The organism is Actinosynnema pretiosum (assembly GCF_002354875.1).
GTDB classification, from domain to species: domain Bacteria; phylum Actinomycetota; class Actinomycetes; order Mycobacteriales; family Pseudonocardiaceae; genus Actinosynnema; species Actinosynnema auranticum.
The window spans coordinates 821527-846245 of the sequence record NZ_CP023445.1; the positions used below are offsets into that span (position 1 = coordinate 821527).

A 24719-nucleotide genomic window follows, 5' to 3' on the forward strand; every position below is an offset into this window, starting at 1 on the left:
GGCGCCGCTCCCGGCACGGCGGCGCGCCCGCAGCTCCGCGACCGGATGGGCCTGGACGACCGGGTGGCCCACGCGGCGGTGCTGGTCCAGACGGCCGTGCTGGCGGTGCTGGAGCTGTTCTTCCTGCCGCTGCGCCTGGACGGCGCCCTCCTGCCCGCCGTGGGCGGCTGGCCGTTCCCGATCTCGGTGGTGGTGGCGGCGGTGTCGATGCCGCTGCTGGTGATCGCGGCGTCGAGCTGCTCGCGCAAGATGTCGGTCGCCGCGTCGCCGCTGCTGGTGTGGCTGGGCGTGCTGCTGGTCCTGGGCGTGTTCGGGCCCGGCGGCGACGTCGTGCTGGCCAACGACTGGCGCACGCTGGCGCTGTTCGGCGCGGGCGCGCTGCCGGGGGCGGTCGCGCTGGGCGCGATCATGGGGCGCCCGGCCTGAGCGTGCGCCGAGGCGGGCTCGGACGGGGGCGGCTCGGACGGGTGGCGGCGCGGACCGGTTCGCCGGGGCGGGCCGCCGTCGGGCGCCGGGTGCCGGGCCGGGCGCGTGGCGGGTGGTTCGCGGGCGCGCTCGGGGGTAGGCGTTGGGGGTGTGGGCTCGTCCGGCGCCCGCCGGGCGGGTGCGGTGGGCGCGGGGAGGTTGACGTGGGCGGCATAACCGATCGGGACGTGGTGCTGGCGCTCCGGCCGTTCGTCCGGGCCACCGGGCCGGTGCTGGCGGCGGTGCGGGACGTGGACCTGCTGGGGCTGCGCGAGCGCGAGATCGGCTCGGGCGCGGACCGCGGGGCCGTCGACCGGCTGTGGGACCAGTTGGCCGCGCTCCGGGTGCCGGGCACGGCGGCGTGGGCGGCGATGGGCGTCGAGCAGCGCGACGACTGGTGGGCCAACCGGCTCGGCAGGCTGCTCGCCCTGCTCGCGGCGGCCCCCGGCGTCGGCGGCGCGCTGGCCGACCGCCTGCCGATCCAGTCCTCGCTCGGCGCGGCCGGGCAGGGGCTGCTGCTGGCGGCGTTCGCGGGGGAGCGGGGCGTCGACTCGGTCGAGGACCGGGTGCGGCTCATCGCGCACGTGCTGTTCCAGCGCGAGGTCGACGGCAGGCTCACCGACCCGGCCGACCGCGCCGAGGAGGACCGCCGCACCGCCGAGCTGACCGAGGAGCTGACCGAGGCCCTGCGCGAGGCCGACGCGGCCGACGCCGCGCACGCGGCGGACACCGGCGGCACGGCGGGCGCGACCACCACGCCGCCCACGACGACCGGCGCAGGCCCTGGGCCGACCAGTGCCAGCGGCGGGCCGACCGGCGCCGACCGCGAGTCGACGGGCACCGGCCGCGGGCCGACCGGCGCCGGCCCTGGTCCGATCGGCGCCAAGCCCGCCGGTGCGGCTCCCGAGGCGGCTGACGCCGGCCCTCAGGCTGCCGCCGCCGGTTCCAGGGCCGCAGGCCCCGAAGCCACCGGTCCTGAGTCGGCCGGCTCTGGGGCAGCCGGTCTGGGGGCAGCGAGTTCTGGGTCAGCCGGTCCCGAGTCAGCCGGTCCCGGGTCAGCCGGTTCCGGGTCAGCCAGTTCCCAGTCAGCCGGTTTCGGGTCAGCCAGTTCCGCGCGTCCCGGAATCGGGCAGCGGGCGGCCGAGGGGGCCAAGGCGGGGGTGAAGGTGGTCGGGCGGGCGGTGTGGAAGCTCGCTCGGGTGCTCTGGTCGCTGGAGGGCGAGCTGGACAAGCGTCCGCAGGGGCGGGTCCACCACCAGGTCATCGGGATGCTGCCGCTGGTCGGCGCGGTCGGCGACTACTTCGGCGAGCGGCACGGCGGCAAGCGGGTGCGCCGGGAGGCGCTCGCCTGGTTCGCCGCCGAGGCCGCCCGGAAGGCCGCTCAGGACGCCGGGCGCCAGTAGCGGTAGCGGTGGTGCTCCGCGCAGCCCAGCGACTCGTACAGCGCGATCGCGGGCTTGTTGTGCTCGGCCACCTGGAGCGCCAGCGTCGTCGCCCCGCGCGCCGCGCCCCACGCCGCCAGCTCCACCACCAGCGCCCGCGCCAGCCCCCGCCGCCGCGCCTCGGGGCGCACGGCCAGCCGCGCCACGTGCAGCACCTCGCCCACCACGGCCCCGCGCACCACCCCACCGGCCGCCCCACCGGCCACTCCACCGCCCCCGGCGACCGCCCCTCCCGAAGCAGACCCCGAACCACTCGGCCCAGCCACCGGCAGCGCGATCCCGAAGCCCACCGCCAGCCCCTCCGGGGCCAGCACGCGCCGCTGCGCGGGCGTCGGGTCGGGCTGCGCGGCCAGCTCCCACCAGCGCGCGTCCGGCTCCTCGGGCACCGACACCGCGTACCCGCCGCGCGCCACCCCGCCCGCGGCAGCACCCGCGGCGCCACCCACCGGACCGCCGTCCCGCTCCGTGGACCCGCCCCGCGCGTCCCCGAACCCCGTCAGCGGCCCGCTCATCACCAGCGACTCGACCCCTCCGGGGTGGTCGAGGTCCGGCTCCCACCCGGCCGCCGCCAGCCCAGCCTCGTGCTCCGACCCGAGCACCACGTGCGCCAGCGGCGGCACCCCGTGCCCGGCCGCGAACGCGCGCACCGCCTCCAGCGCCTCGCCCAGCGGCACACCCGGATCACCCGTGGTCAGGGCGCTGTTCGCCCGTCCGGTGAACCCGTCCGCCGCGCGCAGCCTCCACCCCCCGAGCGGTTGGTCGACGAGCGCGGGCCAAGCGGTCGCGCAGTGCTGCTCCAGAGCGGTGATCGGGTCCACCGCCACATCCTGCCGCACCCCCGCCCCGAAGCGAGGTCGTCCGTTCTGGCAGGTGGGATGGGAGTTTGATAAGGCGAGCCTCACCGGCGCGGCGGGCGCGCAGCCGCGTACCCTCCGCTGTGCGCGGTGTGGACTAAGAGACAGAGCAGGAGAGCGCAGTGACCTATGTGATCGCCCAGCCGTGCGTGGACGTGCTCGACAAGGCGTGCATCGAAGAGTGCCCCGTCGACTGCATCTACGAAGGCGACCGGATGCTCTACATCCACCCGGACGAGTGCGTCGACTGCGGTGCCTGCGAGCCGGTGTGCCCGGTGGAGGCCATCTACTACGAGGACGACGTCCCCGACGAGTGGTCCGCCTACACCAAGGCGAACGTGGACTTCTTCGACGACCTGGGCTCGCCCGGCGGCGCGTCCAAGGTCGGCAAGGTCTCGGCGGACCCCGCGTTCATCAAGGCCCTCCCGCCGCAGGCGTCCCACGAGTGACGCTCCACCGCTCGCTCCCGGACTTCCCCTGGGACTCGTTGGCCGACCACGCCGCCACGGCGCGCGAGCACCCCGGCGGTGTGGTCGACCTGTCCGTCGGCACACCGGTCGACCCGGTGCCCGACGTGATCCAGCGGGCCCTGTCGTCGGTGTCGGCCGAACCGGGCTACCCGACCACGCACGGCACCCCCGAGCTGCGCGAGGCCGTCGTCGGGTCGATGGCCCGCCGCTACGGCGTCACCGGCCTGGACCCGGCCGCCGTGCTGCCGACCATCGGCTCGAAGGAGCTGGTGGCCTGGCTGCCGACGCTCCTCGGCGTCGGTCCCGGCGACGTGGTCGCGATCCCCGAGCTGGCCTACCCGACCTACGAGGTGGGGGCCCGGATCGCGGGCGCCGACGTGGTGCGCCTGGCGGACGGCGAGACGCCGCCCGCGGGCGTGAAGCTGGTGTGGCTGAACTCCCCGTCCAACCCGACCGGCCGGGTGCTCGACGCGCCCGCGCTGGCGGACGCGGTCGCCGCCGCCCGCGAGGCGGGCGCGGTGGTCGCCTCGGACGAGTGCTACCTGGCGCTGCACTGGAGCGCCGAGCCCGTCTCGGTGCTGGACGAGCGGGTCAGCGGCGGGTCGCCGAGCGGCCTGCTCGCGGTCCACTCGCTGTCCAAGTCCTCCAGCCTCGCCGGCTACCGGGCGGGCTTCGTCACCGGCGACCCGGAGCTGGTGTCCGGGCTGCTGGAGGCGCGCAAGCACGCGGGCATGATCGTGCCCAGGCCCGTGCAGGCCGCGATCACGGCCGCTCTGGACGACGACGCGCACGTGGCCGACCAGCGCGAGCGGTACGGCAAGCGGCGCGCGCTGCTGCACGCGGCGCTCACCGGAGCCGGGTTCCGCGTCGACCACTCCGAGGCGGGCCTGTACCTGTGGGCCACCAGGGGCGAGGGCGCCTGGGACACCATCGCCTGGCTGGCCGACCGGGGCGTGCTGGCCGCGCCCGGCACGTTCTACGGCCCCGGCGGCTCCGAGCACGTCCGCGTCGCGCTGACCGCGAGCGACGAGCGCGTGGCGACCGCCGTGGAGCGGCTCGCCCGGTAGGTCCCCCGAACACCGCGAGAGCCGGGTCGCAGCGCAGCGGCCCGGCTCTCGCGTTCGCGGACGCGTCCGCGGAGGGATCAGCGGAGGGGGATCAGTCGTTGGCGTGCAGGACCGAGTTCAGCTCCACCCCGGTGCCCCGGCGGGCCCGCACGCGCACCGCGCCGGTCACCGAGTCGCGGATGAACAGCAGGTTCGACACCCCGGACAGCTCACCCGCCTTCACGACCGTGCCGTCGTCGGCGGTGACCTTCGAGGACGCCGTCACGTACAGCCCGGCCTCGACCACGCAGTCGTCGCCCAGCGAGATGCCGATGCCCGCGTTCGCCCCGATCAGCGACCGCTCGCCCACCGAGATGACCTGCTTGCCGCCGCCGGACAGCGTGCCCATGATCGACGCGCCGCCGCCGACGTCGCTGCCGTCGCCGACCACGACCCCGGCCGAGATGCGGCCCTCCACCATGGACGTGCCGAGCGTGCCCGCGTTGAAGTTCACGAAGCCCTCGTGCATGACCGTCGTGCCCGGTGCCAGGTGCGCGCCCAGCCGCACCCGGTCCGCGTCCGCGATCCGCACGCCCGACGGCACCACGTAGTCGACCATGCGCGGGAACTTGTCCACGCCGTACACGGTGACCGCGCCGCGCGAGCGCAGCCGCAGGCGGGTGGCCTCGAAGCCCTCCACCGCGCACGGCCCGTGGTTGGTCCACACCACGTTGGCCAGCAGGCCGAACACGCCGTCCAGGTTCACCCCGTGCGGGGCGACCAGCCGGGACGAGAGCAGGTGCAGCCGCAGCCACACGTCGTAGGTGTCGGCGGGCGCGGAGTCCAGCGAGGCGATGCCCACGCGCACGCCCACGACCTCGACGTCGCGCTCCGCGTCCACGCCGAGCAGCTTCGCCGCGGCCTCGCCCAGCTCGGCCGCGACCTCGACCGGCGACAGCCGGGCGGTGCCCGCCTCGGTCTCGCCGAGCCGGGGCGCGGGGAACCAGGTGTCCAGCACGGTCCCGTCGGAGGTCACGGTCGCCAGTCCGACGCCGTGCGCGCCGGTGGTGGTGTCTTCGGTGCTCACAGCGCCAAACGGTAACGTGCCGGGCGTGGCCGACACCCTTGACCTCACCGCCGATCCCGTCACGCTGACCGCCGCGCTCGTGGACGTGCCGAGCGTCTCGGGCGACGAGCAGCGCATCGCCGACCTGGTCGAGCGGTCCCTGCGCGAGCAGACCGCCCTGGAGGTCGTCCGCTCCGGCAACACCGTCCTGGCCCGCACGAACCTCGGCCGCGAGCGGCGCGTCGTGCTCGCCGGCCACCTGGACACGGTGCCGGTCAACGACAACCTGCCGTCCCGGCTGGAGGACGGCGTGCTGCACGGCCTCGGCTCGGTGGACATGAAGGGCGGCGACGCGGTCATGCTGGCCCTCGCGGGCACGCTCACCGACCCGCGCCACGACCTCACGTTCGTGTTCTACGACTGCGAGGAGGTCGAGGCCAGCCGCAACGGCCTCGGCCGGGTCGAGCGCGAGCTGCCCGAGTGGATGGCGGGCGACCTGGCGATCGTGTGCGAGCCGTCCAACGGCGTCATCGAGGCGGGCTGCCAGGGCACGATCCGGGTGCAGGTGCGGGCCACCGGCAAGCGCGCCCACACCGCGCGCGGCTGGATGGGCGTCAACGCCATCCACCTGCTCGGCGACGCCATCGCCCGGCTGCGCGACCACGAGTCGCGGGTCGTGGAGATCGACGGCTGCACCTACCGTGAGGGGGCGCAGGCCGTGGGCATCACCGGCGGCGTCTCCGGCAACGTCGTGCCGGACGAGTGCGTGCTGACCGTCAACCACCGGTTCGCCCCCGACCGCACCCCGGCCCAGGCCGAGGCGCACCTGCGGGAGCTGTTCGACGGCTACGAGGTCACCGTCACCGACTTCGCCGCGGGCGCCCTGCCCGGCCTGGCCTCGCCCGCCGCGCGCGAGCTGGTCGAGGCGGCGGGCGGCACCCCGGTCGCCAAGCTCGGCTGGACCGACGTGGCCCGCTTCGCCGCGCTCGGCACGCCCGCCGTGAACTTCGGCCCCGGCGACCCGCTGCTCGCCCACACGCAGCAGGAGAACGTCCGGGTGAACGAGATCGGACACTGCTACGAAGTCCTGTCGCGCTTCCTCAGCGCGAGGCCCTGACCGGTCTAGACTCCGGCCAATGAGCGAGAACGGCGTGGACGAGCACCCGAAGGAGAAGCAGCGCGGCCCCGTGGTGCTGCGCCGCGAGCGCAACAAGGAGCTCACCACGACGGACCAGCGCCTGCTCGACTCGCGCGGCCCGAGCGACTGGGTGCACACCGACCCGTGGCGGGTGCTGCGCATCCAGGCCGAGTTCGTGGAGGGCTTCGGCGCGCTCGCGGGCATCCCGAGCGCCGTCACCGTGTTCGGCTCGGCCCGCACCGAGCGCGCCCACCCCGAGTACGAGGTGGGCAGGCAGCTCGGCGGGGCGCTCGCCGAGGCCGGGTTCGCGGTCATCACCGGCGGCGGTCCCGGCGCGATGGAGGCGGTGAACCGGGGCTGCTCCGAGGCGGGCGGCTACTCGGTCGGCCTCGGCATCGAGCTGCCGTTCGAGCAGGGCCTGAACCCGTGGGTCGACCTCGGCGTGAACTTCCGCTACTTCTTCGTCCGCAAGACCATGTTCATCAAGTACTCGCAGGCCTTCATCTGCCTGCCCGGTGGCTTCGGCACCCTGGACGAGCTGTTCGAGGCGCTGACCCTGGTGCAGACCAAGAAGGTCACCAAGTTCCCGGTCGTGCTGTTCGGCCGGTCCTACTGGCAGGGCCTGTACGACTGGGTGCGCGACTCGGTGCTGGACAGCGGGAAGATCGGCGACAAGGACCTGGCGCTGCTGCACCTGACCGACGACGTCGAGGACGCGGTCCGGGTCGTCAAGGAGGCGCACCAGGCGTGGGGGGAGGCGCACTGATGGGCGAGCTGACCGTGACGGTGTACTGCGGGTCGCTCAGCACCGTGCCGCAGAGCTACCTGGACCTGGCGACCGACGTGGGCAAGCGCATCGCGGGCCGGGGCTGGGACCTGGCCTGGGGCGGCGGGAAGCGGTCCATGATGGGCGCGGTGGCGCAGGCCGTGCGCGACGGCGGCAGGCGCACCACCGGCGTGATCCCGCGCTCCCTGGTGGAGCGCGAGTGGGCCGACAGCGACGCGGACGACCTGCTCGTGGTCGAGACCATGCGCGACCGCAAGGCGCTCATGGAGGCGCACGGCGACGCGTTCCTGGCGCTGCCCGGCGGGATCGGCACGCTGGAGGAGCTGTTCGAGGTGTGGACCTCGCGCACGCTGTCGATGCACGCCAAGCCCGTGGTGCTGCTGGACGTCGACGGGCACTACACCGGGCTGGTGCGGTGGCTGGAGGAGCTGCGCGACCGGGGGTTCGTCGCGCCCGCCGCGATGGGGGTGCTGACCATCACCGACGACCTGGACGCCGCGCTGGACGCCTGCGCGAGCTGACGGGCTCCCGACTGGTTTTGCGAGGAGCGCCCCGGTCCTCGCGGCCGGGGCGCTCCTCACCGTTCAGCCCGAGAACGGCACCTCCAGCGCCGACCCGGCGCCGATCGCCACGGCGGCGCCGCGCGTGCCGACGCTGCCGTACCGGCCGTCCACGGTGTCCACCACCAGCGCCAGCCGGTTGCCCGCGCCCACCTGCCACAGCGCGGGTTCCAGCTCCAGGTCGACCACCCGGCTGCCGGGCTGGACCACCACCGGCTTGTGGCTGATCAGCGCGCCGAGGCCGAGCGCGTTCACCTCGTACAGGTAGGCGAACAGCGAGGTCTCGGCCGCCGCCGTCACGCTCAGCCGCACCTTCGGCGTGCCGCCGACGAGCGCGCCCGACCGCAGCACCGGGCCCGTCCACACCGCCGCGCCCGACCGGTCCACCAGCGGCAGCGCCACCCCGGTCGGGATCTTCAGGAACGCCTGGAGCGCGCCGCTCACCAGCACCGTCCCGCTGTCCGCGACGGTGGCCCGCCCCGCGCCGAAACCGGTCTCCGCCAACGGGATCGACTCGCGGGCGGTGGTGACCGCCGCCCACGACGGGTAGGTCCGCCACGCGCCGCCGTTGGTGGGGCGCAACCACACCGGGGCCTCCCGGTCGACGCCGTTGGCGACGCCGCGCAGGTGGTGGTCGAACCAGCGGCCGACCGCGTCCCACACCTCGTTGGGCAGCCCGGCGGCCCCGAACAGCTCGGACGTGGCGTGGTCGCCGGGCGTGAGCAGGAGCCGCTTCGGGCCGGTGAGCTTCGCGAACAGGTCGGTGATCTGGCCCGGCGGGAACAGGCCGTCGTTCCAGGCGTTGCCGATCAGCACGGCCGCGCGGCTGAGCGCCGGGACCCTCGTGGACGGCGAGCGGGGCGGCGAGATCGGCACGACGTCCTCGAACCGGCCCTCCCGGTACGCGGTCTCGGCGTCCCTGAGCACCTGTCCGGGGCGGCCGGTGAGCTTGCCCGCCGTGAGCAGCAGGTCGACGGCCTGGGAGCTGACGGTCTCGTTGGGGTAGAGCGACCGCGCGAGGTCGGACCAGGTGCTCAGGGCGGCCACGGCCTTGACCCTGGGGTCGGCCGCCGCGGCGAGCAGCGACTGGCCGCCGCCGTAGGAGATGCCCGCGACGCCGATCCTGGCCGGGTCGGCGTCCAGGTTCGTGATGCCCCAGTCGATGACGCGGCTGACGTCGGCGACCGTGGCGGTCCCGGCGACGTCGATCTCGCCGCCGGAGTCGTGGAAGCCGCGGCTGGTGTAGCTGATGACCGCGTAGCCGGAGCGGTAGGCCAGCTTGGCGGCGGCGCCGACGTACTCGATGCCGCTGACCGCCCAGCTGGACGGCATCACCAGGAGCGGGTGCGGGCCCGTGCCGGTGGGGGTGACCACGAAGGCGCGCAGCGGGGCGCCGCCCTCGCCGGGGATGGTGCGGTAGGTGATCGAGGCGACCTGGGCCTCGGTGGTGGTCGGCGCGGGCGCCGCGGTGGCGGTGGCGGCTGTGGCGAGCAGGAGCAGGGGGGCGAGCAGCAGGGCGAGTGATCGGCGCACCAGGTCCTCCTTGACCGTGAGCTGGATCACGCAGGGTGCGGTTGAGTCAAGTGGCGGCTACTGACGGGTAGCAAGATCCTGTGAGGCAGCTCACACCGAGTGGGGGCGTGGCACGATGCCCCCATGCGGTTCGGCACACGCGACGTCCCCACAGACCGCGCGCTGGTCATGGCGATCGTCAATCGGACGCGGGACTCCTTCTACGACCGGGGCGCCACCTTCACCGACACCGCCGCGCTGGCCGCCGTCGACCGGGCGGTCGCCGAGGGCGCGGACGTCGTCGACATCGGCGGGGTGCGCGCGGGCGCCAGGGGCGAGCACGTCGACGCCGCCGAGGAGGCGCGCCGGGTCGTCCCGTTCGTCGCCAAGGTCAGGGAGCGGCACCCCGACCTGGTGATCAGCGTCGACACCTGGCGGCACGAGGTCGGCAGGGCGGTCTGCGAGGCGGGCGCCGACCTGATCAACGACACCTGGGCGGGCGCCGACCCGGAGCTGGCCGAGGTGGCCGCCGAGTTCGGCGTCGGCCTCGTCTGCTCGCACACCGGCGGCCTGCCGCCCCGCACCGACCCGCACCGCGTCCGGTACGCCGACGTGGTCGCCTCGGTCGTCGAGGAGCTGGTGGCCAGGGCCGAGCTGGTGACCTCGCTGGGCGTGCCCAGGGCGGGCGTGCTGATCGACCCGACCCACGACTTCGGCAAGAACACCTGGCACGGCCTCGAACTGCTGCGGCGGCTGGACGAGCTGGTCGCCACCGGCTGGCCCGTGCTGATGGCGCTGTCCAACAAGGACTTCATCGGCGAGACCCTGGACGCGGACGTCGGCGACCGGGTCGACGGCACCCTCGCCGCGACCGCGCTGGCCGCGCGCAGCGGCGCGCGGGTGTTCCGCGCCCACGAGGTCCGCCGCACCCGGCAGGTGGTCGACGTGGTCGCGGCCGTCGCGGGCACCAGGCCACCCGCGCGGGCGCTGCGCGCACTGGCCTAGCGGGCGCGCCCGACCGGGTCCTCCCGCTGTGGTCCGGTGAGCGGGAACCATAAACTCCGAACGCATGAAGTCCGACGCGCTGCGCGGTCACCTGGAAGGTCTCCTGCTGGCCACGCTGGACGGCGCGAGGCTCCACGGCTACGCCGTCATCGAGGCCCTCCAGCGGCGCAGCGGCGGCGCGCTCGACCTGCCCACCGGCACCGTCTACCCGGCGCTGCGCAGGCTGGAGGCCGCGGGGCTGGTCGCCAGCGAGTGGAGCACCGTGGGCGGCAGGCAGCGCCGCACCTACCACCTGACCGACCGGGGCGGCCTGGCGCTGGCCGCCGAGCGCGCGGAGTGGCGGCGCTTCGCGGCCACGATCGAGGGCGTGCTGTGCGCGCCGGGGCGGGCGCCCGAGGCCGTCCTCGGGTAGCCGGGGCGCGCGCCGGGTCCGCGTGCCCGAAGTCGTCCGCGGGCGTGACGCGCCGCAGCGGCGCGCGTGCTGCCGGTGGTGTGTGCGGCGACGGTGGTGTGTGCCACGATCGTCGGTGTGACCACAGCGCTCCTCTACCTCGTCGTCATGGCGCTAGTCGCCGCGGTGGTGTTCCTGCTGGCCTCACTGCTGTTCGGGCGCGGGGAGGAGATGGCGCCGCTGCCGCCCGGCGCGTCCCCGACCAGGCTGCCCGCCGACCGGGTGACCCCGGAGGACGTCCGCGCGCTCCGGTTCCAGCTGGTGCTGCGCGGCTACAAGATGTCCGAGGTCGACTGGGCCCTCGGCAGGCTGGCGGGCGAGGTCGAGCGGCTGAGCGAGCGGGTCGCCGAGCTGGAGGGGCTGGTCCCCGAGGGCGCGCTCCGCGAGCGGGACGCCGTCGAGTCCGCCGAGATCGGGCCCGGCGTGGCCAGGCCCGAGAAGCGCGTCGCCCAGCCGGGCGCCGTCGAGGCGGGGGCCGCCAAGGCGGGGACCGCCGGGGTCGGGGTCGCTGAGTCCGGGGTCGCTGAGCCGGGGACCGCTGCCCCCGAGTCCGGGGCCGATGAGCCGGGGACCGCTGCCCCCGAGTCCACCGCGCCCGGCGCCGCCGCTCCGGTGGCCGCCGAGTCCGCCTCGGTCGGCAGTGCCGCGCCCGGTGCCGCCCCCGCAGCCTCCACCACCTCCACCCCCGGCTCCACCGACCCGGCCGAGCCCGCGCGGGAACCCCAGCGTGACCCGGCTTGAGCTGACCGTCCCGGTCGCCGCGCCCGCGCGCGTGACCTGGGCGGCGGTCACCGACTGGGAGCGCCAGGGCGAGTGGATCCTGGCCACCTCCGTCCGCGTCACCTCGGGGCCCGGTCGGGCGGTCGGCGACGAGTTCACCGCCGTCACCGGCATCGGCCGGTTCGGCGTCGTGGACCCCATGCGGATCACCCGGTGGGAGCCGCCGTCGCTGTGCGCGGTCGAGCACCTCGGGCGGGTGGTGCGGGGGACCGGCGAGTTCCGCGTCGCCCCGGCGGGGGAGTCGGCCTCCGAGTTCACCTGGGTCGAGGACGTGGTGCTGCCCGCGATCGCGCGACCGGCCGTGCTCGCGGGGGTCCGGTACTCGCTCGCCCGGTTCGCCAGGTTCGCCGAGCGCTACCGCGTCGACGGGGAGGGGTGAGCGTGGTCCAGCGCTGCGCGTGGGGCGACTCCAGCCCCGACTACGCCGAGTACCACGACACCGAGTGGGGCGTCGAGCTGCACGGCGAGACCGAGCTGTTCGAGCGGATGTGCCTGGAGTCGTTCCAGTCCGGGCTGTCCTGGATCACCATCCTGCGCAAGCGGGAGAACTTCCGGACCGCGTTCGACGGGTTCGACCCGAAGCTCGTCGCCGCCTACGACGGGGACGACGTCACCCGGCTGATGGGTGACGCGGGCATCGTCCGCAACCGGGCCAAGATCCTCGCGGCGATCGGCAACGCGGCGGCGGTGCTCGCGCTGGACGAGCCGCTCGACGGGCTGCTGTGGTCGTTCGCCCCCACCGGGCCGAGGGCGCGCCCCGCGACGGCGGCCGACGTCCCGGCGATCACGCCCGAGTCGACGGCGATGGCGAAGGCGCTCAAGCGCAAGGGCTTCGTGTTCCTCGGCCCGACCACCTGCTACGCGCTGATGCAGGCCACCGGCATGGTCGACGACCACGTCGAGACCTGCTTCCGCGCGCACGAGGCCGACCGGGGTGCGGCTGATCGGGGTCCGGCCGACTAGGGCACTACCGGCTGGGGCGCGGCTGGCCGGGGCGCCGCCGAACCGGTCCCGTCGTCCGGCCCGGTGAGGTGCGCGAGCGCGCCGATGATCCGCAGCTCGATGTCGTCCGGCCAGGGGAACGCGCGGGTGACCGACCGCTGGTGGGCGAGCCCGTGCAGCCCCATCCACAGCGCGACCGCGTCGGCGAACAGGTCGTCGCTGGTGGCCCGTCCCGCCTCCACGCACGCCCCCAGCGCCTCGACCAGCACCTCCAGGGGCGCGTTGCCCAGGGACATCAGCTCGTCGGCGGTGATCGACGTGGTGTCCAGGTCGGGCATCCACAGCCCGCCGAACAGGGTCCGGTACCGGCCTGGGTGGGCGCGGGCGACCTCCAGGTAGGCCAGGCAGATCGCGACCAGCCGCTCGCGCGGGTCGACCTCCCGGTCGCGGGCCTCGCGCAGCTGGACGGCCAGCGCCTCGAACTCCCGCCGCACCACCGCCATCATGATCGACGGCTGGTCGGGGAAGTGCGGGTAGATGGACGGCGCGGCGATGCCGATCCGCCGCGCGACCGACCGCAGCGTGACCAACCGCTCGTCACCCTCCTCGTCCAGGATCGCGGTGGCGGCGTCGACGATCTCCTCCCGCAGCTTGGCCCCCTCGCCCCGGCGGTTCCGCCTGCGGGCGGGCTTGCGCCCGGAAGCCCCGGCCGCGCCGTCCGCAGCCGCGCCGTCCACAGCCGCGCCATCCCCGGCAGGGCTGCCCTCGGCGGGGACGTCCCCGGCAGGGCTGTTCCCTGCCGCGTGCGAGACGTCCGCGCCTGCGTCCCGCGCACCCGCGCCCGGCGCGCCAGCGCCCGCACTCGCGCGCACCCCCGCGTCCCGCGCACTCGCGCGCACCCCCACGTCCCGTGCACCCGCGCGCACCCCCACGTCCCGTGCACCCGCGCGCACCCCCGCGTCACCCGCGCCCACGCCCGTGACCTGGGTTTCCGCTGTCTCCGCCACCCCTGAGCTGCTGTTCTCCACCGTGTAACCATACACCGTGAAGTTTACGGCCGTGAGGGCTTGCGCGCCCTGAACTAACACATGTAGCTTTACGGCTGTAAGCACAACGGTCCCACCAAGAACACCCCCAGGAGAACCCCCATGACCAGCGCCACCGCCACCCGCGCCACCGAGGTCGTCCTCCCCGCCGCGGTCGAGCCGGAGGGCCTCCAGGTCCGCGTCCGCGACCTGCCCGCCCTCACCGACGGCCAGGTGGTCCTGCGCATGGACGCGACCGGCGTCTCGTTCGCCGAGCAGCAGATGCGCCGGGGCAAGTACTACGACCAGCCCGCGTTCCCCTTCGTCCCCGGCTACGACGTGGTCGGCACGGTCGTCGCCACCGGCCCCGGCGCGGACCCCGCCCTCACCGGCAAGCGCTTCGCCGCCGTCACCAAGACCGGCGCGTGGGCCAGCCACCTGGTGCTCGACGCCGCCGACCTGGTCCCCGTCCCGGACGGCCTCGACGCGGCCGAGGTCGAGACCGTGGTGGTCAACGGGATCACCGCCTGGCAGATGCTGCACCGGGTCGCCAAGGCCCGAGCGGGCGCGACGGTCGTCGTCCTCGGCGCGAACGGCGGTGTCGGCAGCACCCTCGTCCAGCTGGCCAAGCACGCGGGCATGACCGTCATCGGCACCGCCTCGCCCCGCCACCACGACACCGTCCGCGCGCTCGGCGCCACCCCGGTCGACTACCGCGACCCCGCCATGCACGACCGCATCCGCGAGCTGGCCCCCGACGGCGTGGACGCCGTGTTCGACCACGTCGGCGGCAAGGCCCTGGCCGAGTCGTGGAAGCTGCTGCGCAAGGGCGGCACGCTCGTCTCCTACGGCACCGCCGCCACCAAGGACGTCGAGGGCAGCTCGCAGCTCCCGGTCCTGGCGCTGTTCGCCCAGCTCGCGATGTGGAACTACTCGCCCAACGGCAAGGGCGCGCACTTCTACAACTTCTGGGCGGGCCTGCGCAACCGCGCGGAGTTCCGCGGCAAGCTCGCCGAGGACCTCACCCAGGTGCTGCGCCTGCTCGCGGACGGCGTCATCACCGCCAAGGTCGCCGCCCGGTTCCCGCTGTCCGAGGCCTCCGCCGCGCTCGCCCTCGCCGAGTCCAGGACCGTGCTGGGCAAGGTCGTCATCGTCCCCGAGGTGTGAGCGTGGCCCGGCCGCGCGGGCGCAGGGGCCAGGGCGCGCTGCTGCGGGACGACATCCTGGCCGCCGCGACCCGCCTGCTCGACCTGGGCGGCGAGCACCGCGTCACCCTGCGGGCCGTGGCCCGCGAGGCGGGCATCACCGCCCCGTCGATCTACCCGCACTTCCCCGACCCGCCCTCGGTCCTGAAGGCCGCGGCGGACGCGGGCCGCGCCGAGCTGGCCGCCCTGCTGACCGCCTCGGCCACCCGCTCGGCGGACCCCCGGCGCAGGCTGCACGACGCGTGCCGCGCCTACCTGGACTTCGCCACCACCCGCCCCGGCTGCTACCGGGTCATGTCCGACCACCCGGACGAGACCGCCCCTGGGGCCCCGACCACCGGCCACCTCGCGGCCCTGATCGCCGAGTGCGCCGCGACCGGCCGCTCCACCAGCACCGACCCGGAGGCCGACGCGGTCGCCCTGTGGCTGGGCCTGCACGGCATCGCCCACCAGCGCGCGGCGCACCGGCTGTTCCCCTGGCCCGCCGACCTGGTGCCCGACCTGGTCACCGCGCTCTCCGGCACCACCCGGCGCGCCGGACCGAACCGCTGAACCCGCTCCACCCACCACTCCCAGGAGGAACCGCCATGTCCACCACCACGATCGCCACCCCCGCCGCCCCGGCCACCGCGCCCCGCGAGGTCGACAACCGCTCCGCGTACGTCGCGTTCGGCCTCGCCTACCTGCTCGGCCACGGCGGCGCGGCCCTGTCCCACGGCGCCGACCCGGTCCTGGCCGTGCCCGGCTGGCTGCCGACCGCGTTCCTCGCGACGGGCCTGGCGGCGGGCTCGGTGCTGAGCACCGTCGCCGCCGTCCGCGCCAAGAAGGGCCTCGGCAAACCCGAGGCCACCACCGCCTCGCTGCTCGGCGCCATCTGGGTCACCGGCTTCGCAGCCCTGTTCCTGCTGATCACCGCGCTGGCCGACCTGACCGGCTCCGCCGACCTGCAGAGCGTCCTGTGGCCGACCGGGTCCGCGCTGGTGGTGGGCCTGATCTACCTGGCCGAGGGCTCGGCCCGGCGCAACGCCCTGCACTACGCCCTCGGCACCTGGCTCGCCCTGGTGGCGGGCGCGGCGATCTTCCTGGGCGGATCGGGCCTGTTCGGGGCGCTGGCCGTGGCCGGTGGCGGCGCCTACCTGATCGCGGCGGTGCTGGAGCGCCGCAGGCTGGTCGGCGCGGGCGCGCTCGCCTGACCCCCCGTGCGCGGGCAGCGGGGACCGGGCACCCGACGCCGATCCGGCGCCGGGCGCCCGGCCGTCCCGCCTACCGCCCGGTGAACCGCGCCTCCCGCTTGCCCACGAACGCCGCGACCCCCTCGCGGTGGTCCTCGGTGGCCCCGGCCTCGGCCTGCGTGCGCGCCTCCACGGCCAGCGACTCGTCGAGCGTCCCCCAGGCCGCCGCGAGCGCCTCCTTGATCTTCGCGTAGGCCACCGTCGGCCCGGCCGCCAGCCGCGCCGCCAGCGCGTGCGCCGACCCGGCCAGCTCCTCGCCGGGCACCACCCGGTTCACCAGCCCGATCCGCAGCGCCTCCTCGGCGCCCACCGGCTCGCCGAGCAGCAGCAGCTCCGCCGCCCGCCCGGCCCCGACCAGCCGGGGCAGCGTCCAGGACGCCCCGGAGTCCGCCGTCAGCCCCACGTTCGCGAACGACATCACGAACCGCGCCTTCTCCGACACCACCCGCAGGTCGCACGCGAACGCCAGCGACGCCCCGGCCCCGGCCGCGATCCCGTTCACCGCCGCCACCACCGGCTTCGGCATCGCCGCGATCGCCGAGACCAGCGGGTTGTAGTGCCGCTCCACGGTCTCCAGCGGCGCGGGGTCGCCGGACTCCAGCAGGGCGACGTGCTCCTTCAGGTCCTGCCCGCCGCAGAACGCCCGGCCCGAACCGGTCAGCACCACGGCCCGCACCGACCCGTCGGCCGCCGCCTCCCGCACGGCCGCCAGCAGCGCCTCCTTCAGCGAGGTGGTCAGCGAGTTGAACGCCTCCGGGCGGTTCAGCACGAGGGTGCGAACGCCGTCGGCGTCGTCGACGAGGAGTTCGGACACGGGGGACCTCCGTCAGCTAGGGGTTTGCTCGGCTCAACCGGACTCCTGCGCCTCGCGCGCGCCCGCAGGGGCCAGGCAGTCGTCCACGAACTCCCGCGCCGCCCCCGCCAGCCGACCGGTGTGCCGGTCGAAGAACGCGGCGGCCTCCGCCCCCGCCCACCCGGCGGGCAGCAGCTCGTCCGGCAGCCCCGGATCGCGGAACAGGAACTTGCGCCACGCGTGCAGGAACCGCTGCGAGGCCGCGAACGCCACCGGCGGCGACCCGCCGTCCACAGCGGACACCACCGGCTCCCACTCGGCCACGAACCGCGCGTAGTCCGCGCCCAGCTCCGCCAGGTCCCACGCCCGCGCCGCCAGCTCGGACGGCTCGCCCTCGTGCTCCCCGAGGAACACCGAGGCCCCCACGCCCTCGGCCGCCAGCACCCCGCGCAGCTCCGGCGACGGCCTCGGCGCGATCCAGGTGACCGGCCCCAGCGACCCGTACCCGAGCAGCTGCAGCGACGGCGCGACCCGCTCCCGCACCTCCCGGTTCGGCGCCTCGTCCAGCACCACCACGTGCCAGCGACCGTCCCAGGTGGACGGCCGGGTGCGGTAGATGCGCGCCGCCGCCTCGTCGAGGCGGGTCTCCGCGCGGGGCGTCATCGCGTAACCGGGGCCGTCGGGCAGCCGCACCGGCTCCAACCAGCCCTGCCTGACCGTGCGCGACACGGCCGTGCGCACCGCGGGGGGCGCGAAGTCCAGCGGTTCCAGCAGGCGGACGAGGGCGGCGATCGTCGCGGCGCCACCGCGCTGCCGCAGGTGGCCGCCGTACACGTCGAACAGCGCGGAACGGGCTCGCACGAGGTCCGAGTCTGTCAGGACGGCCCCACGACACGCCACAGCCCCGGATTTCCTCACGGCCGGGTGACACGCCCGGTGTGACGGAGAAGTCTTTGCGGTACCGCCATCCTGGGCGTGATCAGGGCGTTGTCGGAGGGGGAAACCGCCGTTCCGGACGGGCGGAAAGATCGGTTCGGTTTCACTGTGCAGTCTGCATAGGGGAGAATGGGCGCCGTGTTCCGGCCCAGGTCGGAACGGGGAAGATCTGACGGAGGGAGCACGCTATGGCGGCCATGAAGCCCCGGACCGGCGACGGTCCCCTTGAGGTGACCAAGGAGGGGCGGGGCATCGTGATGCGCGTTCCGCTGGAAGGCGGTGGGCGCCTAGTGGTCGAGATGTCGGCCGACGAGGCGAACGCGCTGGGCGACGCGCTCAAGGCGGCCGCGGGCTGACCTGCCGGGACGAAGCCTCAGCGCCCCGGTTTCCCGAGCGGAACCGGGGCATCGCTTCGTCGTGCTCCGGAACGCAACCCCAGGAAACTCCAGGAGGAACGCCGCCGTGCACGTGCCGCTGCCCACCCCGCTGGTCGCCGTAGAGGTGGCCGACGAACCCCGTCCTGGCGTGCCACCGGTCGTGCTGACCGATGACGAAGCCGGGGAGACCCGCAAGGACGACGAGGGCCGCTGGCGGCTCGGAGTCGGGGGCGGGAAGCCCGCGCACTGGCGGCGCGCGGGCGCGGCGCTGACGCGGGAGCTGGCGGGCAGCGGCGCGCGGTTCGACGTCGAGCTGACCGACGCGGCCGACGCCGAGTCGGTGCGCGCGTTCGTGCTCGGCGCCGTCCTCGGCGGCTACAAGTTCAGCCTGACCAGCGGCGACGCGCCCGAGCGGGTGGAGTCGCTGCGCCTGGTCGCGCCCGACGAGGGCTACACCGACGTGCTGGCCGCCGAGGCGTTCCGGGCGCACCTGCTCGCCTCGGCCACCGCGTTCAACCGCGACCTGGCCAACGCGCCGTCCAACGTGAAGGACCCGGCCTGGGTGGCCGCCGCGGCGGTCGACGCGGCGCGCGGCACCCCCGGCCTGCAGGTGCAGGTCCGGGACGAGAAGTGGCTGGCCAAGCGCGGTTTCGGCGGCGTCCTCGCGGTCGGCGGCGGCTCCACCCGGCCGCCGAGGCTGGTCGAGCTGACCTGGCGCGGCGGCGACGGGCCGCACGTGGTGCTGGTCGGCAAGGGCATCACGTTCGACACCGGCGGCATCTCGGTCAAGCCCGCCGAGGGGATGCACCTGATGCGCACCGACATGTCCGGTGGCGCCGCCGTCATCGCCGCCGTGGTCGCGCTGGCCCGCCGCGGCTCACCGGTCCGGGTGACCGGCCTGGTGCCGCTGGCGGAGAACCACGTGTCCGGCTCGGCCTACCGGCCGGGCGACGTGGTGCGGCAGTACGGCGGGACCACCACCGAGATCGGCAACACCGACGCCGAGGGCAGGCTCGTGCTGGCCGACGCGCTGGCGTACGCGGTGGACGAGCTGGAGCCGGACGTCCTGGTCGACGTGGCGACGCTGACCGGCGCGATGAAGGTCGCGCTGGGGCTGCGCACGGGCGGGCTGTTCAGCAACTCGGACGCGGTCGCGGAGGCGCTGGCGGGCGCGGGCGAGCGCGTCGGCGAGGCGTGGTGGCGGATGCCGCTGCTGGAGGACCACGCGGACGACGTGCGCGGCCAGCTCGCCGACCTCCGCCAGACCCCGCCCGGCCCCGGCGGCATCACGGCGGCGCTGTTCCTGCGCGAGTTCACCGGCGGACTGCCGTGGGCGCACCTGGACATCGCCGGGCCCGCGCGCGCCGAGGAGGCGCACGACGAGGTCGTGCCCGGCGCGACGGGCTTCTCGGCGCGGACTCTGGTGGAGTTCGTGGAGGCGTACAAGGGCTGAGCGGACGCCCGGCGTCGGCGCGGGTCACCACCCGCCCGCGCCGGGCTCCGGCTCGCTGATCGGGGGCTCGCCGACCGGGTGTCAGCCAGCCGACCGGGTGTCAGCCAGCCGGGGAGTCGCTGACCAGGGGCCCGTTGATCGGGGGCTTGGCGACTGAGGGCTTGCCGACCGGGTGCTCGTTGATCGCGTGGTCGCGGAAGACGCGCACGGCGGGCGGCAGCGGGTGGTCGGTGGGCCAGACCAGGGCGATGCGGCGCTCGGCGCGCGGCAGGAGCGGCAGCTCGACCAGGTCGGTGGGGTGGTCGGCGGCGGGCAGCACCGCGACGCCCAGCCCGGCCGACACCAGCCCGCGCACCGTCTCCGTCTCCTGCCCCTCGAAGGCCAGCTCGGGCGTGAACCCGGCCGCCGCGCACAGCTCGTCGGTGATCTGCCGCAACCCGTACCCGCGCTCCAGCCCGACGAAAGCCTCACCCGCCAGGTCCGCCACCCGCACCGCCCGCCGCCGCGCCGCCAACCGGTGCGAGGCGTGCACCACCAGCACCAGCTCCTGCGTCCGCAGCACCCGCCAGGCCAAGCGCCCCACCGCCCCACCGGCCTCGGCGCCCGCCGCGCCACGGGCCGCATCCCCGCCGGCCACGTCGCCCGCCCCACCATCGGCCTCGGTGCCCGCCGCGCCGCGGGTCGCATCCCCGCCAGCCGCACCGCCCGCTGTGCCGCCAGCCGCGGTGCCCGCCGCGCCGCCAGCCGCATCCCCGCCCGCCGCACCACCCGCCGCACCACCCGTCGCCCCGCCCCCCGCCTCCGCCCCCGAAGGCGGCGGCGCGATCAGCGCCAGGTCCACGCCGCCGTCCGCCAGCCGCTCCAGCAGCACCTGCCGCGAGTCCTGCACCAGCCGGAACCGCACCGCCGGGTGCCCGTTCCGGAACCCCCGCACCAGCCCCGGCACCAGCGACCGCCCCAGCAGGTGCAGGAACCCCAGCGCCACCTGCCCCCGCTCCGGGTCCACCTCCTCGGCCGCCGCCCGCCACCCCGCCTCCAGCGCCGCGACCGCCCGCTCCGCCGACTCGGCCAGCAGCCTCCCCGCCCTGGTCAACCGCACCCGCCTGCCGTCGCGCACCACCACCGGCGCCCCCAGCGCCTCCCCGAGCGCGGCCAGCCACCGGCTCACCGTGGGCTGCGGCACACCGGCGTGCTCGGCCGCGCGCGTCAGGTGCTCGTCGGTCGCCAGGAACCGCAGCACAGCGAGCTTCGGCGCCAATTCATCCATCACCGCATGAATTTTCCCCGAACAGCGCATTGGACGCATTGTTTAGCGTCGACACCATGACCAGGCTGACCACGGCCACCGCCGCGACCGGGTTCGCGACCTTCGCCCTGCTGTACGCGCCGCAGCCCGTGCTGCCGCAGCTGGCGGCCGAGTTCGGCCTCGACCCGAGCGGCGCGTCGTTCGCGATCGGCGCGGCCACCGGCGCGCTCGCGCTGGCCGTGGTGCCGCTCGCGACCCTGTCCGAGCGCCTCGGCCGCAGGCGGGTCATCGTCTGGTCGCTGGCCGTCGCCGCCGCCGTCGGCCTCCTGCTGCCCCTGGCCCCGGACTACCCGGTGTTCCTGCTCCTGCGCGTCCTGCAGGGCCTGGCGACCGCCGGGGTCCCCGCCGCCGCGATGGCGTTCCTGGCCGAGGAGGTCGGCGCGCTCGGCGTCGGCGCCGCGATCGGCGCGCTGGTGGCGGGCAACAGCGCGGGCGGCATGGTCGGCAGGCTCGTCGCGGGCGTCGGCGTCGACTGGCTCGGCTGGCGCGCCGCGCTGGCCCTGGTCGGCGCGTTCGGCGTGCTGTGCGCGGTCCTGGTGGCCCTGTTCCTCCCGGACGGCACGACCCGCCGCGCCCCCTCCACCCGCTCGGACGTGCGCGCGGGCCTCGTGTCGGCGGTCTCGGACCCGGTGCTGCTGTGCCTGCACGCGGTGGGCCTGCTGGGCACGGCCGCCTTCATCTCCCTGTTCAACGCGATCCCGTTCCGCCTGGCCGCGCCGCCCCTGTCCCTGCCCGCGCGGTTCGCCGCACTGGTGTTCCTGGCGTACGCGGCGGGCGGCCTGTGCTCGGCGCTCGCGGGCAGGCTGTCCGACCGCGTCGGCCGCGCGGCGGTGGCGGTCGGCGCGCTGGGCGTGGCCGCGACCGGCGCGCTCCTGACCCTGCCGGACGCCCTGCCCGCCGTCGGCGCGGGCCTGCTCCTGTTCACCGGCGGCTTCTTCGCCGCCCACGCCACCGCCAGCGCCTGGGTCGGCGCCCGCGCGCGGGCCAAGGGCCAGGCGTCGGGCGTCTACCTGTCCGCCTACTACCTGGGCAGCAGCGCGGGCGGCGCCCTGGGCGCGACGGCCTACGCCGCGTGGGGCTGGCCCGCTCTGACGGCGGCGATCACCTGCTGGCTGGCGCTGGCCGCCGCGGCGATCGCCCTGGCCCACCTGCTCACCGCCCGCGCCACCGCTCAGAACTCCAGCGGCACCACGACCCCCGGATCCGCCGCGATCTCCACGTCCCCCACCCGCGGCAACCGCTTCCGCCCGGACTCGAGCCCGAACGTCACCGACCGCGCGTCCGCGGGCACCTCCACCACCACCGCGCCGGGGAACACCTGACCGCCCCCGCGCGTCCCCACCACCGGGGCCCGCGTCCCGTCCGGCAACCGCACGTCGAACATCGACGCGGTCAACCCGGCCCCGTCCGAGTCCGGCAGCCCCTCGGCGCGCAGCCGGAACTCCACCAGCGCCCGGTCCGCCCCGGACGCGGTGACCAGCTCGTGCCGCAGGTCCGCGCTCACCGGCCGCTGCCTGCCCATCCGCACGCCCGCCACGGTCAGCGACCCCCGCGCGCCCGCGACCCGCACCCCGAGCCCGACCTCGGCGAACCGGTCGGGCACGGCCTTGCGCCGCAGCGCCGCGGGCGGCTGCCCCAGCGGCTTCCCGGACGGCAGCTCGATCCGCTGCTCCAGCGACCGCGCCCCGACCGTGCTCAGCGCCAGCGCGTGCGCGCCGGAGCCCTCGCCGACCGGCGCGGTGTACACCAGCCACGCCGTCCCCCGCTCCGGCAACCGGTCCAGCGGCACCACCCGCCGCCTGCCCGGCAGCTCCAGCGCCAGCTCCGACGGCTGGGGCCGCCACCCCCGCCAGCTGTCCCGGTCGAACGCCGGATCGGTCTCGTCGTGCCGGTCCACCTCGATCCGCAGCACCCGCAGCCCCACCCCGTGCTCGGCGCGCAGCTCCCCGGCCCCGGTGGACCACGACGCGGGCTCGGCGCGCCCGGTGACCCGGACCTCCAGCTGGTCGTCCCGCACCACCGCCCCGTCGACGGCCTCGACCGCGCCGCCGTCCTCCAGCACGGCCAGGTAGTCCGGCCCGGCCGCCTCCACCCGGACCTCGTCCGGGACGCTGGTGAGCCCGTCGGCCCGGACGAGGTTCCCGACCGGGACGCTGCGGTTCCCCGCACCGGGCACCTGCGGCGGCTGCACCTCCAGCCGCACCCCCGAGTCGGACTCGGCGACCCGCTTCATCGGGATCGGCACCCAGTCCACCCCGCCCGAGGTGCCCGGCACCTGCACGGGCCCGCACCACAGCCTCGGGTCGACGTCGGCCTTGCCCGGCCCGGTCCTGGCGAACCAGCAGCTCACCCCGCCGCCGACCCGCGCCACGTAGCCCAGGTTCAGCGCGTAGCTCATCTCCGACTCGCCCGCGGCCTGGAGCGCGGCGGCGTCGAGCACCAGCTTCCCGCCGAGGGTCGGCGGGGCCTGCGCGCCGCGCGCGCTCGCCGTCGAGCAACCCCCGACGGCGAACAGCGCCACCACCGCCACCACTCCGGCGAACCGCACAACCGCACCCCCAACCGGTCGGGGGTGTGCCGCCGCGGTTCGGCGACAAACACCCACCGCCCTTTAAAGGCCTTGGGGGAGGTATTCAGGTTGCACAAATTCACCTGTGTCGTGAATCACAAACAGGTTTAACTCGGCGGAGCAACTTTTCTAGCACGTGTTTTCCAGCGCCGCGCGGTACACGTCCACCGTCTGCTCGGCGACCGTTCCCCAGGAGAACTCCCGCACCGCGCGCTCCCGCCCCGCCGCGCCGAACGCCGCCGCCCGCGCCGGATCGGCCAGCAGCGCGTTCACCGCGTCCGCCAGCCCGGCCCGGAACCCGGCCTCGTCCGAGGCGTCGTAGTGCACCAGCAGCCCGGTCTCGCCGTCCCGCACCACCTCGGGGATGCCGCCCACGTCCGAGGCCACCACGGCGGTCCCGCAGGCCATCGCCTCCAGGTTCACGATCCCCAGCGGCTCGTACACCGACGGGCACACGAACACCGCCGCCCGGCTCAGGATCTGCTTCACCTGGTCCGCGGGCAGCATCCCCTGCAACCACACCACCCCCGGCCGCGCCGCCGACAGCTCGGCGACCGCGACCCGCGTCTCCTCGGCGATCTCCGGGGTGTCCGGCGCGCCCGCGCACAGCACGACCTGCGCCTCCGGCGAGATCCGGTGCGCCGCGGCCACCAGGTGCCCGACGCCCTTCTGCCTGGTGATCCGCCCCACGAACGCCACGATCGGCCGGTCCGGGTCGATCCCGTTGGCCACCAGGGCGTCCACGCCGTCGACCGGCCGGTACTCCTCGGTGTCGATCCCGTTGCGCACCACGTGCACCCGCGCCGGGTCGAGCGCCGGGTAGCAGTCCAGCACGTCGGCCCGCATCCCCTCGCTCACCGCGATGACCGCGTCCGCCGCCTCGTACGCGGTCCGCTCCACCCACGACGACACCCGGTACCCGCCGCCGAGCTGCTCGGCCTTCCACGGCCTGCGCGGCTCCAGCGAGTGCGCCGTCACCACGTGCGGCACCCCGTGCAGCAGCTTCGCCAGGTGCCCGGCCAGGTTCGCGTACCAGGTGTGGGAGTGCGCCAGGTCGACCCCGCCCAGCGCCGCCGCCATGCCGAGGTCGGCCGACAGCACCCCCAGCGCGGCGTTCGCCCGCGCCAGCTCCAGGGCCGGGTTGTGCGCGGTCGCGTCGGGCCTCGGCCCGCCGAACGCGTGCACGTCCACCTCGACCAGTTCGCGCAACCTCGGCACCAGGAAACCGACGTGCACCCCAGCCCCGCCGTAGACCTCCGGCGGGTACTCCCGAGTCAGCAGTCCAATTCGCACACCGGTCACGGT

25 protein-coding genes and 1 pseudogene are annotated in these 24719 nt (G+C 75.6%); 18 read left to right on the plus strand and 8 right to left on the minus strand.

Annotated elements, in window-relative coordinates; translation table 11 throughout:
• Nucleotides 1-45: 45 nt before the first annotated feature.
• Nucleotides 46-426, plus strand: a complete 381-nt coding sequence (locus CNX65_RS03785; RefSeq protein WP_096497599.1) for a hypothetical protein — start codon at nucleotides 46-48, stop codon at nucleotides 424-426.
• A gap of 203 nt (nucleotides 427-629) precedes the next feature.
• Nucleotides 630-1868: a hypothetical protein gene (locus tag CNX65_RS03790; RefSeq protein WP_096491521.1), complete on the plus strand. Its 1239-nt coding sequence runs from the start codon at nucleotides 630-632 to the stop codon at nucleotides 1866-1868.
• Here the strand turns inward: CNX65_RS03790 and CNX65_RS03795 are convergent.
• Nucleotides 1847-2725, minus strand: a complete 879-nt coding sequence (locus tag CNX65_RS03795; protein WP_096497600.1) for a GNAT family N-acetyltransferase — start codon at nucleotides 2723-2725, stop codon at nucleotides 1847-1849. The genes CNX65_RS03790 and CNX65_RS03795 overlap by 22 nt on opposite strands.
• Nucleotides 2726-2883: 158 nt before the next feature.
• Here CNX65_RS03795 and fdxA point away from each other — a divergent pair, with 158 nt between their 5' ends.
• Complete coding sequence (gene fdxA / locus CNX65_RS03800) at nucleotides 2884-3210, plus strand: ferredoxin (RefSeq protein ID WP_012783394.1); 327 nt, start codon at nucleotides 2884-2886, stop codon at nucleotides 3208-3210.
• Complete coding sequence (gene dapC / locus CNX65_RS03805) at nucleotides 3207-4298, plus strand: succinyldiaminopimelate transaminase (RefSeq protein WP_096491522.1); 1092 nt, start codon at nucleotides 3207-3209, stop codon at nucleotides 4296-4298. The genes fdxA and dapC overlap by 4 nt, the downstream gene beginning before the upstream one ends.
• Nucleotides 4299-4389: 91 nt before the next feature.
• Here the strand turns inward: dapC and dapD are convergent, their stop codons facing one another.
• Entirely contained in the window at nucleotides 4390-5364 is a 975-nt protein-coding gene (gene dapD / locus CNX65_RS03810) for a 2,3,4,5-tetrahydropyridine-2,6-dicarboxylate N-succinyltransferase (protein WP_096491523.1), read from the minus strand.
• Nucleotides 5365-5389: 25 nt separating this feature from the next.
• On the opposite strand from dapD, the gene dapE reads away from it, so the two are divergent.
• The 3 genes from dapE to CNX65_RS03825 are packed head-to-tail and all read left to right on the plus strand — an operon-like array spanning nucleotide 5390 to nucleotide 7789.
• Nucleotides 5390-6460, plus strand: a complete 1071-nt coding sequence (gene dapE / locus CNX65_RS03815; protein WP_096497601.1) for a succinyl-diaminopimelate desuccinylase — start codon at nucleotides 5390-5392, stop codon at nucleotides 6458-6460.
• A gap of 19 nt (nucleotides 6461-6479) precedes the next feature.
• The gene (locus CNX65_RS03820; RefSeq protein WP_096491524.1) at nucleotides 6480-7247 is read left to right on the plus strand and encodes an LOG family protein; all 768 of its coding nucleotides are present in this window, start codon (nucleotides 6480-6482) and stop codon (nucleotides 7245-7247) included.
• Nucleotides 7247-7789: an LOG family protein gene (locus tag CNX65_RS03825; protein ID WP_096491525.1), complete on the plus strand. Its 543-nt coding sequence runs from the start codon at nucleotides 7247-7249 to the stop codon at nucleotides 7787-7789. Before CNX65_RS03820 ends, CNX65_RS03825 begins: the two co-directional genes overlap by 1 nt.
• Before the next feature lie 63 nt (nucleotides 7790-7852).
• Here CNX65_RS03825 and CNX65_RS03830 read toward each other — a convergent pair whose 3' ends face one another.
• Entirely contained in the window at nucleotides 7853-9391 is a 1539-nt protein-coding gene (locus CNX65_RS03830) for a CocE/NonD family hydrolase (RefSeq protein ID WP_096491526.1), read from the minus strand.
• A 93-nt stretch (nucleotides 9392-9484) separates the two neighbouring features.
• Here CNX65_RS03830 and folP point away from each other — a divergent pair, with 93 nt between their 5' ends.
• From folP to CNX65_RS03855, 5 genes and pseudogenes are all read left to right on the plus strand, one after another.
• Complete coding sequence (gene folP, locus CNX65_RS03835; protein WP_096491527.1) at nucleotides 9485-10345, plus strand: dihydropteroate synthase; 861 nt, start codon at nucleotides 9485-9487, stop codon at nucleotides 10343-10345.
• Between the two features lie 64 nt (nucleotides 10346-10409).
• The gene (locus CNX65_RS03840; RefSeq protein WP_096491528.1) at nucleotides 10410-10757 is read left to right on the plus strand and encodes a PadR family transcriptional regulator; all 348 of its coding nucleotides are present in this window, start codon (nucleotides 10410-10412) and stop codon (nucleotides 10755-10757) included.
• Between the two features lie 117 nt (nucleotides 10758-10874).
• Nucleotides 10875-11171 (plus strand): annotated as a pseudogene (locus tag CNX65_RS03845) (DivIVA domain-containing protein); the annotation flags it as partial.
• A gap of 352 nt (nucleotides 11172-11523) precedes the next feature.
• Nucleotides 11524-11955 (plus strand): SRPBCC family protein, encoded by a 432-nt coding sequence (locus CNX65_RS03850; protein ID WP_096491529.1) that lies wholly within the window; start codon nucleotides 11524-11526, stop codon nucleotides 11953-11955.
• A gap of 2 nt (nucleotides 11956-11957) precedes the next feature.
• Complete coding sequence (locus CNX65_RS03855) at nucleotides 11958-12539, plus strand: DNA-3-methyladenine glycosylase I (protein WP_096491530.1); 582 nt, start codon at nucleotides 11958-11960, stop codon at nucleotides 12537-12539.
• On the opposite strand, the gene CNX65_RS03860 is transcribed toward CNX65_RS03855, so the two are convergent.
• Nucleotides 12536-13390: a TetR/AcrR family transcriptional regulator gene (locus CNX65_RS03860; protein ID WP_198320429.1), complete on the minus strand. Its 855-nt coding sequence runs from the start codon at nucleotides 13388-13390 to the stop codon at nucleotides 12536-12538. The genes CNX65_RS03855 and CNX65_RS03860 overlap by 4 nt on opposite strands.
• Nucleotides 13391-13666: 276 nt before the next feature.
• On the opposite strand from CNX65_RS03860, the gene CNX65_RS03865 reads away from it, so the two are divergent.
• From CNX65_RS03865 to CNX65_RS03875, 3 genes are read left to right on the plus strand one after another with little or no spacing between them, the layout of a single operon-like run.
• A complete protein-coding gene (locus CNX65_RS03865; RefSeq protein ID WP_096491532.1) occupies nucleotides 13667-14710 on the plus strand; it encodes a medium chain dehydrogenase/reductase family protein in 1044 nt (347 codons plus the stop codon).
• Nucleotides 14711-14712: 2 nt separating this feature from the next.
• Entirely contained in the window at nucleotides 14713-15300 is a 588-nt protein-coding gene (locus CNX65_RS03870) for a TetR/AcrR family transcriptional regulator (protein ID WP_198320430.1), read from the plus strand.
• Nucleotides 15301-15335: 35 nt separating this feature from the next.
• Nucleotides 15336-15941, plus strand: a complete 606-nt coding sequence (locus CNX65_RS03875; protein ID WP_096491534.1) for an ABC transporter permease — start codon at nucleotides 15336-15338, stop codon at nucleotides 15939-15941.
• A gap of 70 nt (nucleotides 15942-16011) precedes the next feature.
• Here CNX65_RS03875 and CNX65_RS03880 read toward each other — a convergent pair whose 3' ends face one another.
• Nucleotides 16012-16794, minus strand: coding sequence for an enoyl-CoA hydratase-related protein (locus CNX65_RS03880; RefSeq protein ID WP_096491535.1), 783 nt, complete (start codon nucleotides 16792-16794; stop codon nucleotides 16012-16014).
• A gap of 33 nt (nucleotides 16795-16827) precedes the next feature.
• Nucleotides 16828-17634, minus strand: coding sequence for a PaaX family transcriptional regulator (locus CNX65_RS03885; RefSeq protein ID WP_096491536.1), 807 nt, complete (start codon nucleotides 17632-17634; stop codon nucleotides 16828-16830).
• A gap of 263 nt (nucleotides 17635-17897) precedes the next feature.
• Here CNX65_RS03885 and CNX65_RS03890 point away from each other — a divergent pair, with 263 nt between their 5' ends.
• Both CNX65_RS03890 and CNX65_RS03895 read left to right on the plus strand, forming a co-directional pair.
• Nucleotides 17898-18065, plus strand: a complete 168-nt coding sequence (locus CNX65_RS03890) for a DUF3117 domain-containing protein (protein ID WP_012783412.1) — start codon at nucleotides 17898-17900, stop codon at nucleotides 18063-18065.
• Between the two features lie 106 nt (nucleotides 18066-18171).
• Nucleotides 18172-19539 (plus strand): leucyl aminopeptidase family protein, encoded by a 1368-nt coding sequence (locus tag CNX65_RS03895; RefSeq protein WP_096491537.1) that lies wholly within the window; start codon nucleotides 18172-18174, stop codon nucleotides 19537-19539.
• A gap of 100 nt (nucleotides 19540-19639) precedes the next feature.
• Here CNX65_RS03895 and CNX65_RS03900 read toward each other — a convergent pair whose 3' ends face one another.
• Nucleotides 19640-20806, minus strand: coding sequence for a LysR substrate-binding domain-containing protein (locus CNX65_RS03900; RefSeq protein ID WP_232519691.1), 1167 nt, complete (start codon nucleotides 20804-20806; stop codon nucleotides 19640-19642).
• 56 nt (nucleotides 20807-20862) lie between these two features.
• On the opposite strand from CNX65_RS03900, the gene CNX65_RS03905 reads away from it, so the two are divergent.
• Nucleotides 20863-22167: an MFS transporter gene (locus tag CNX65_RS03905; RefSeq protein ID WP_096491538.1), complete on the plus strand. Its 1305-nt coding sequence runs from the start codon at nucleotides 20863-20865 to the stop codon at nucleotides 22165-22167.
• 1376 nt (nucleotides 22168-23543) lie between these two features.
• Here the strand turns inward: CNX65_RS03905 and glgA are convergent.
• Nucleotides 23544-24707, minus strand: coding sequence for a glycogen synthase (glgA, locus tag CNX65_RS03920; RefSeq protein WP_096497602.1), 1164 nt, complete (start codon nucleotides 24705-24707; stop codon nucleotides 23544-23546).
• Between the last annotated feature and the right edge of the window lie 12 nt (nucleotides 24708-24719).

What these genes read in the sequence shown, in the direction of transcription:
- CNX65_RS03840 (WP_096491528.1), top strand. Translation starts at nt 10,410, where the DNA reads ATGAAGTCCGACGCGCTGCGCGGTCACCTGGAAGGTCTCCTGCTGGCC.
- CNX65_RS03785 (WP_096497599.1), top strand. Translation starts at nt 46, where the DNA reads ATGGGCCTGGACGACCGGGTGGCCCACGCGGCGGTGCTGGTCCAGACG.
- CNX65_RS03890 (WP_012783412.1), top strand. Translation starts at nt 17,898, where the DNA reads ATGGCGGCCATGAAGCCCCGGACCGGCGACGGTCCCCTTGAGGTGACC.
- CNX65_RS03825 (WP_096491525.1), top strand. Translation starts at nt 7,247, where the DNA reads ATGGGCGAGCTGACCGTGACGGTGTACTGCGGGTCGCTCAGCACCGTG.
- CNX65_RS03820 (WP_096491524.1), top strand. Translation starts at nt 6,480, where the DNA reads ATGAGCGAGAACGGCGTGGACGAGCACCCGAAGGAGAAGCAGCGCGGC.
- CNX65_RS03905 (WP_096491538.1), top strand. Translation starts at nt 20,863, where the DNA reads ATGACCAGGCTGACCACGGCCACCGCCGCGACCGGGTTCGCGACCTTC.
- CNX65_RS03865 (WP_096491532.1), top strand. Translation starts at nt 13,667, where the DNA reads ATGACCAGCGCCACCGCCACCCGCGCCACCGAGGTCGTCCTCCCCGCC.
- folP (WP_096491527.1), top strand. Translation starts at nt 9,485, where the DNA reads ATGCGGTTCGGCACACGCGACGTCCCCACAGACCGCGCGCTGGTCATG.
- CNX65_RS03875 (WP_096491534.1), top strand. Translation starts at nt 15,336, where the DNA reads ATGTCCACCACCACGATCGCCACCCCCGCCGCCCCGGCCACCGCGCCC.
- CNX65_RS03900 (WP_232519691.1), bottom strand. Translation starts at nt 20,806, where the DNA reads ATGGATGAATTGGCGCCGAAGCTCGCTGTGCTGCGGTTCCTGGCGACC.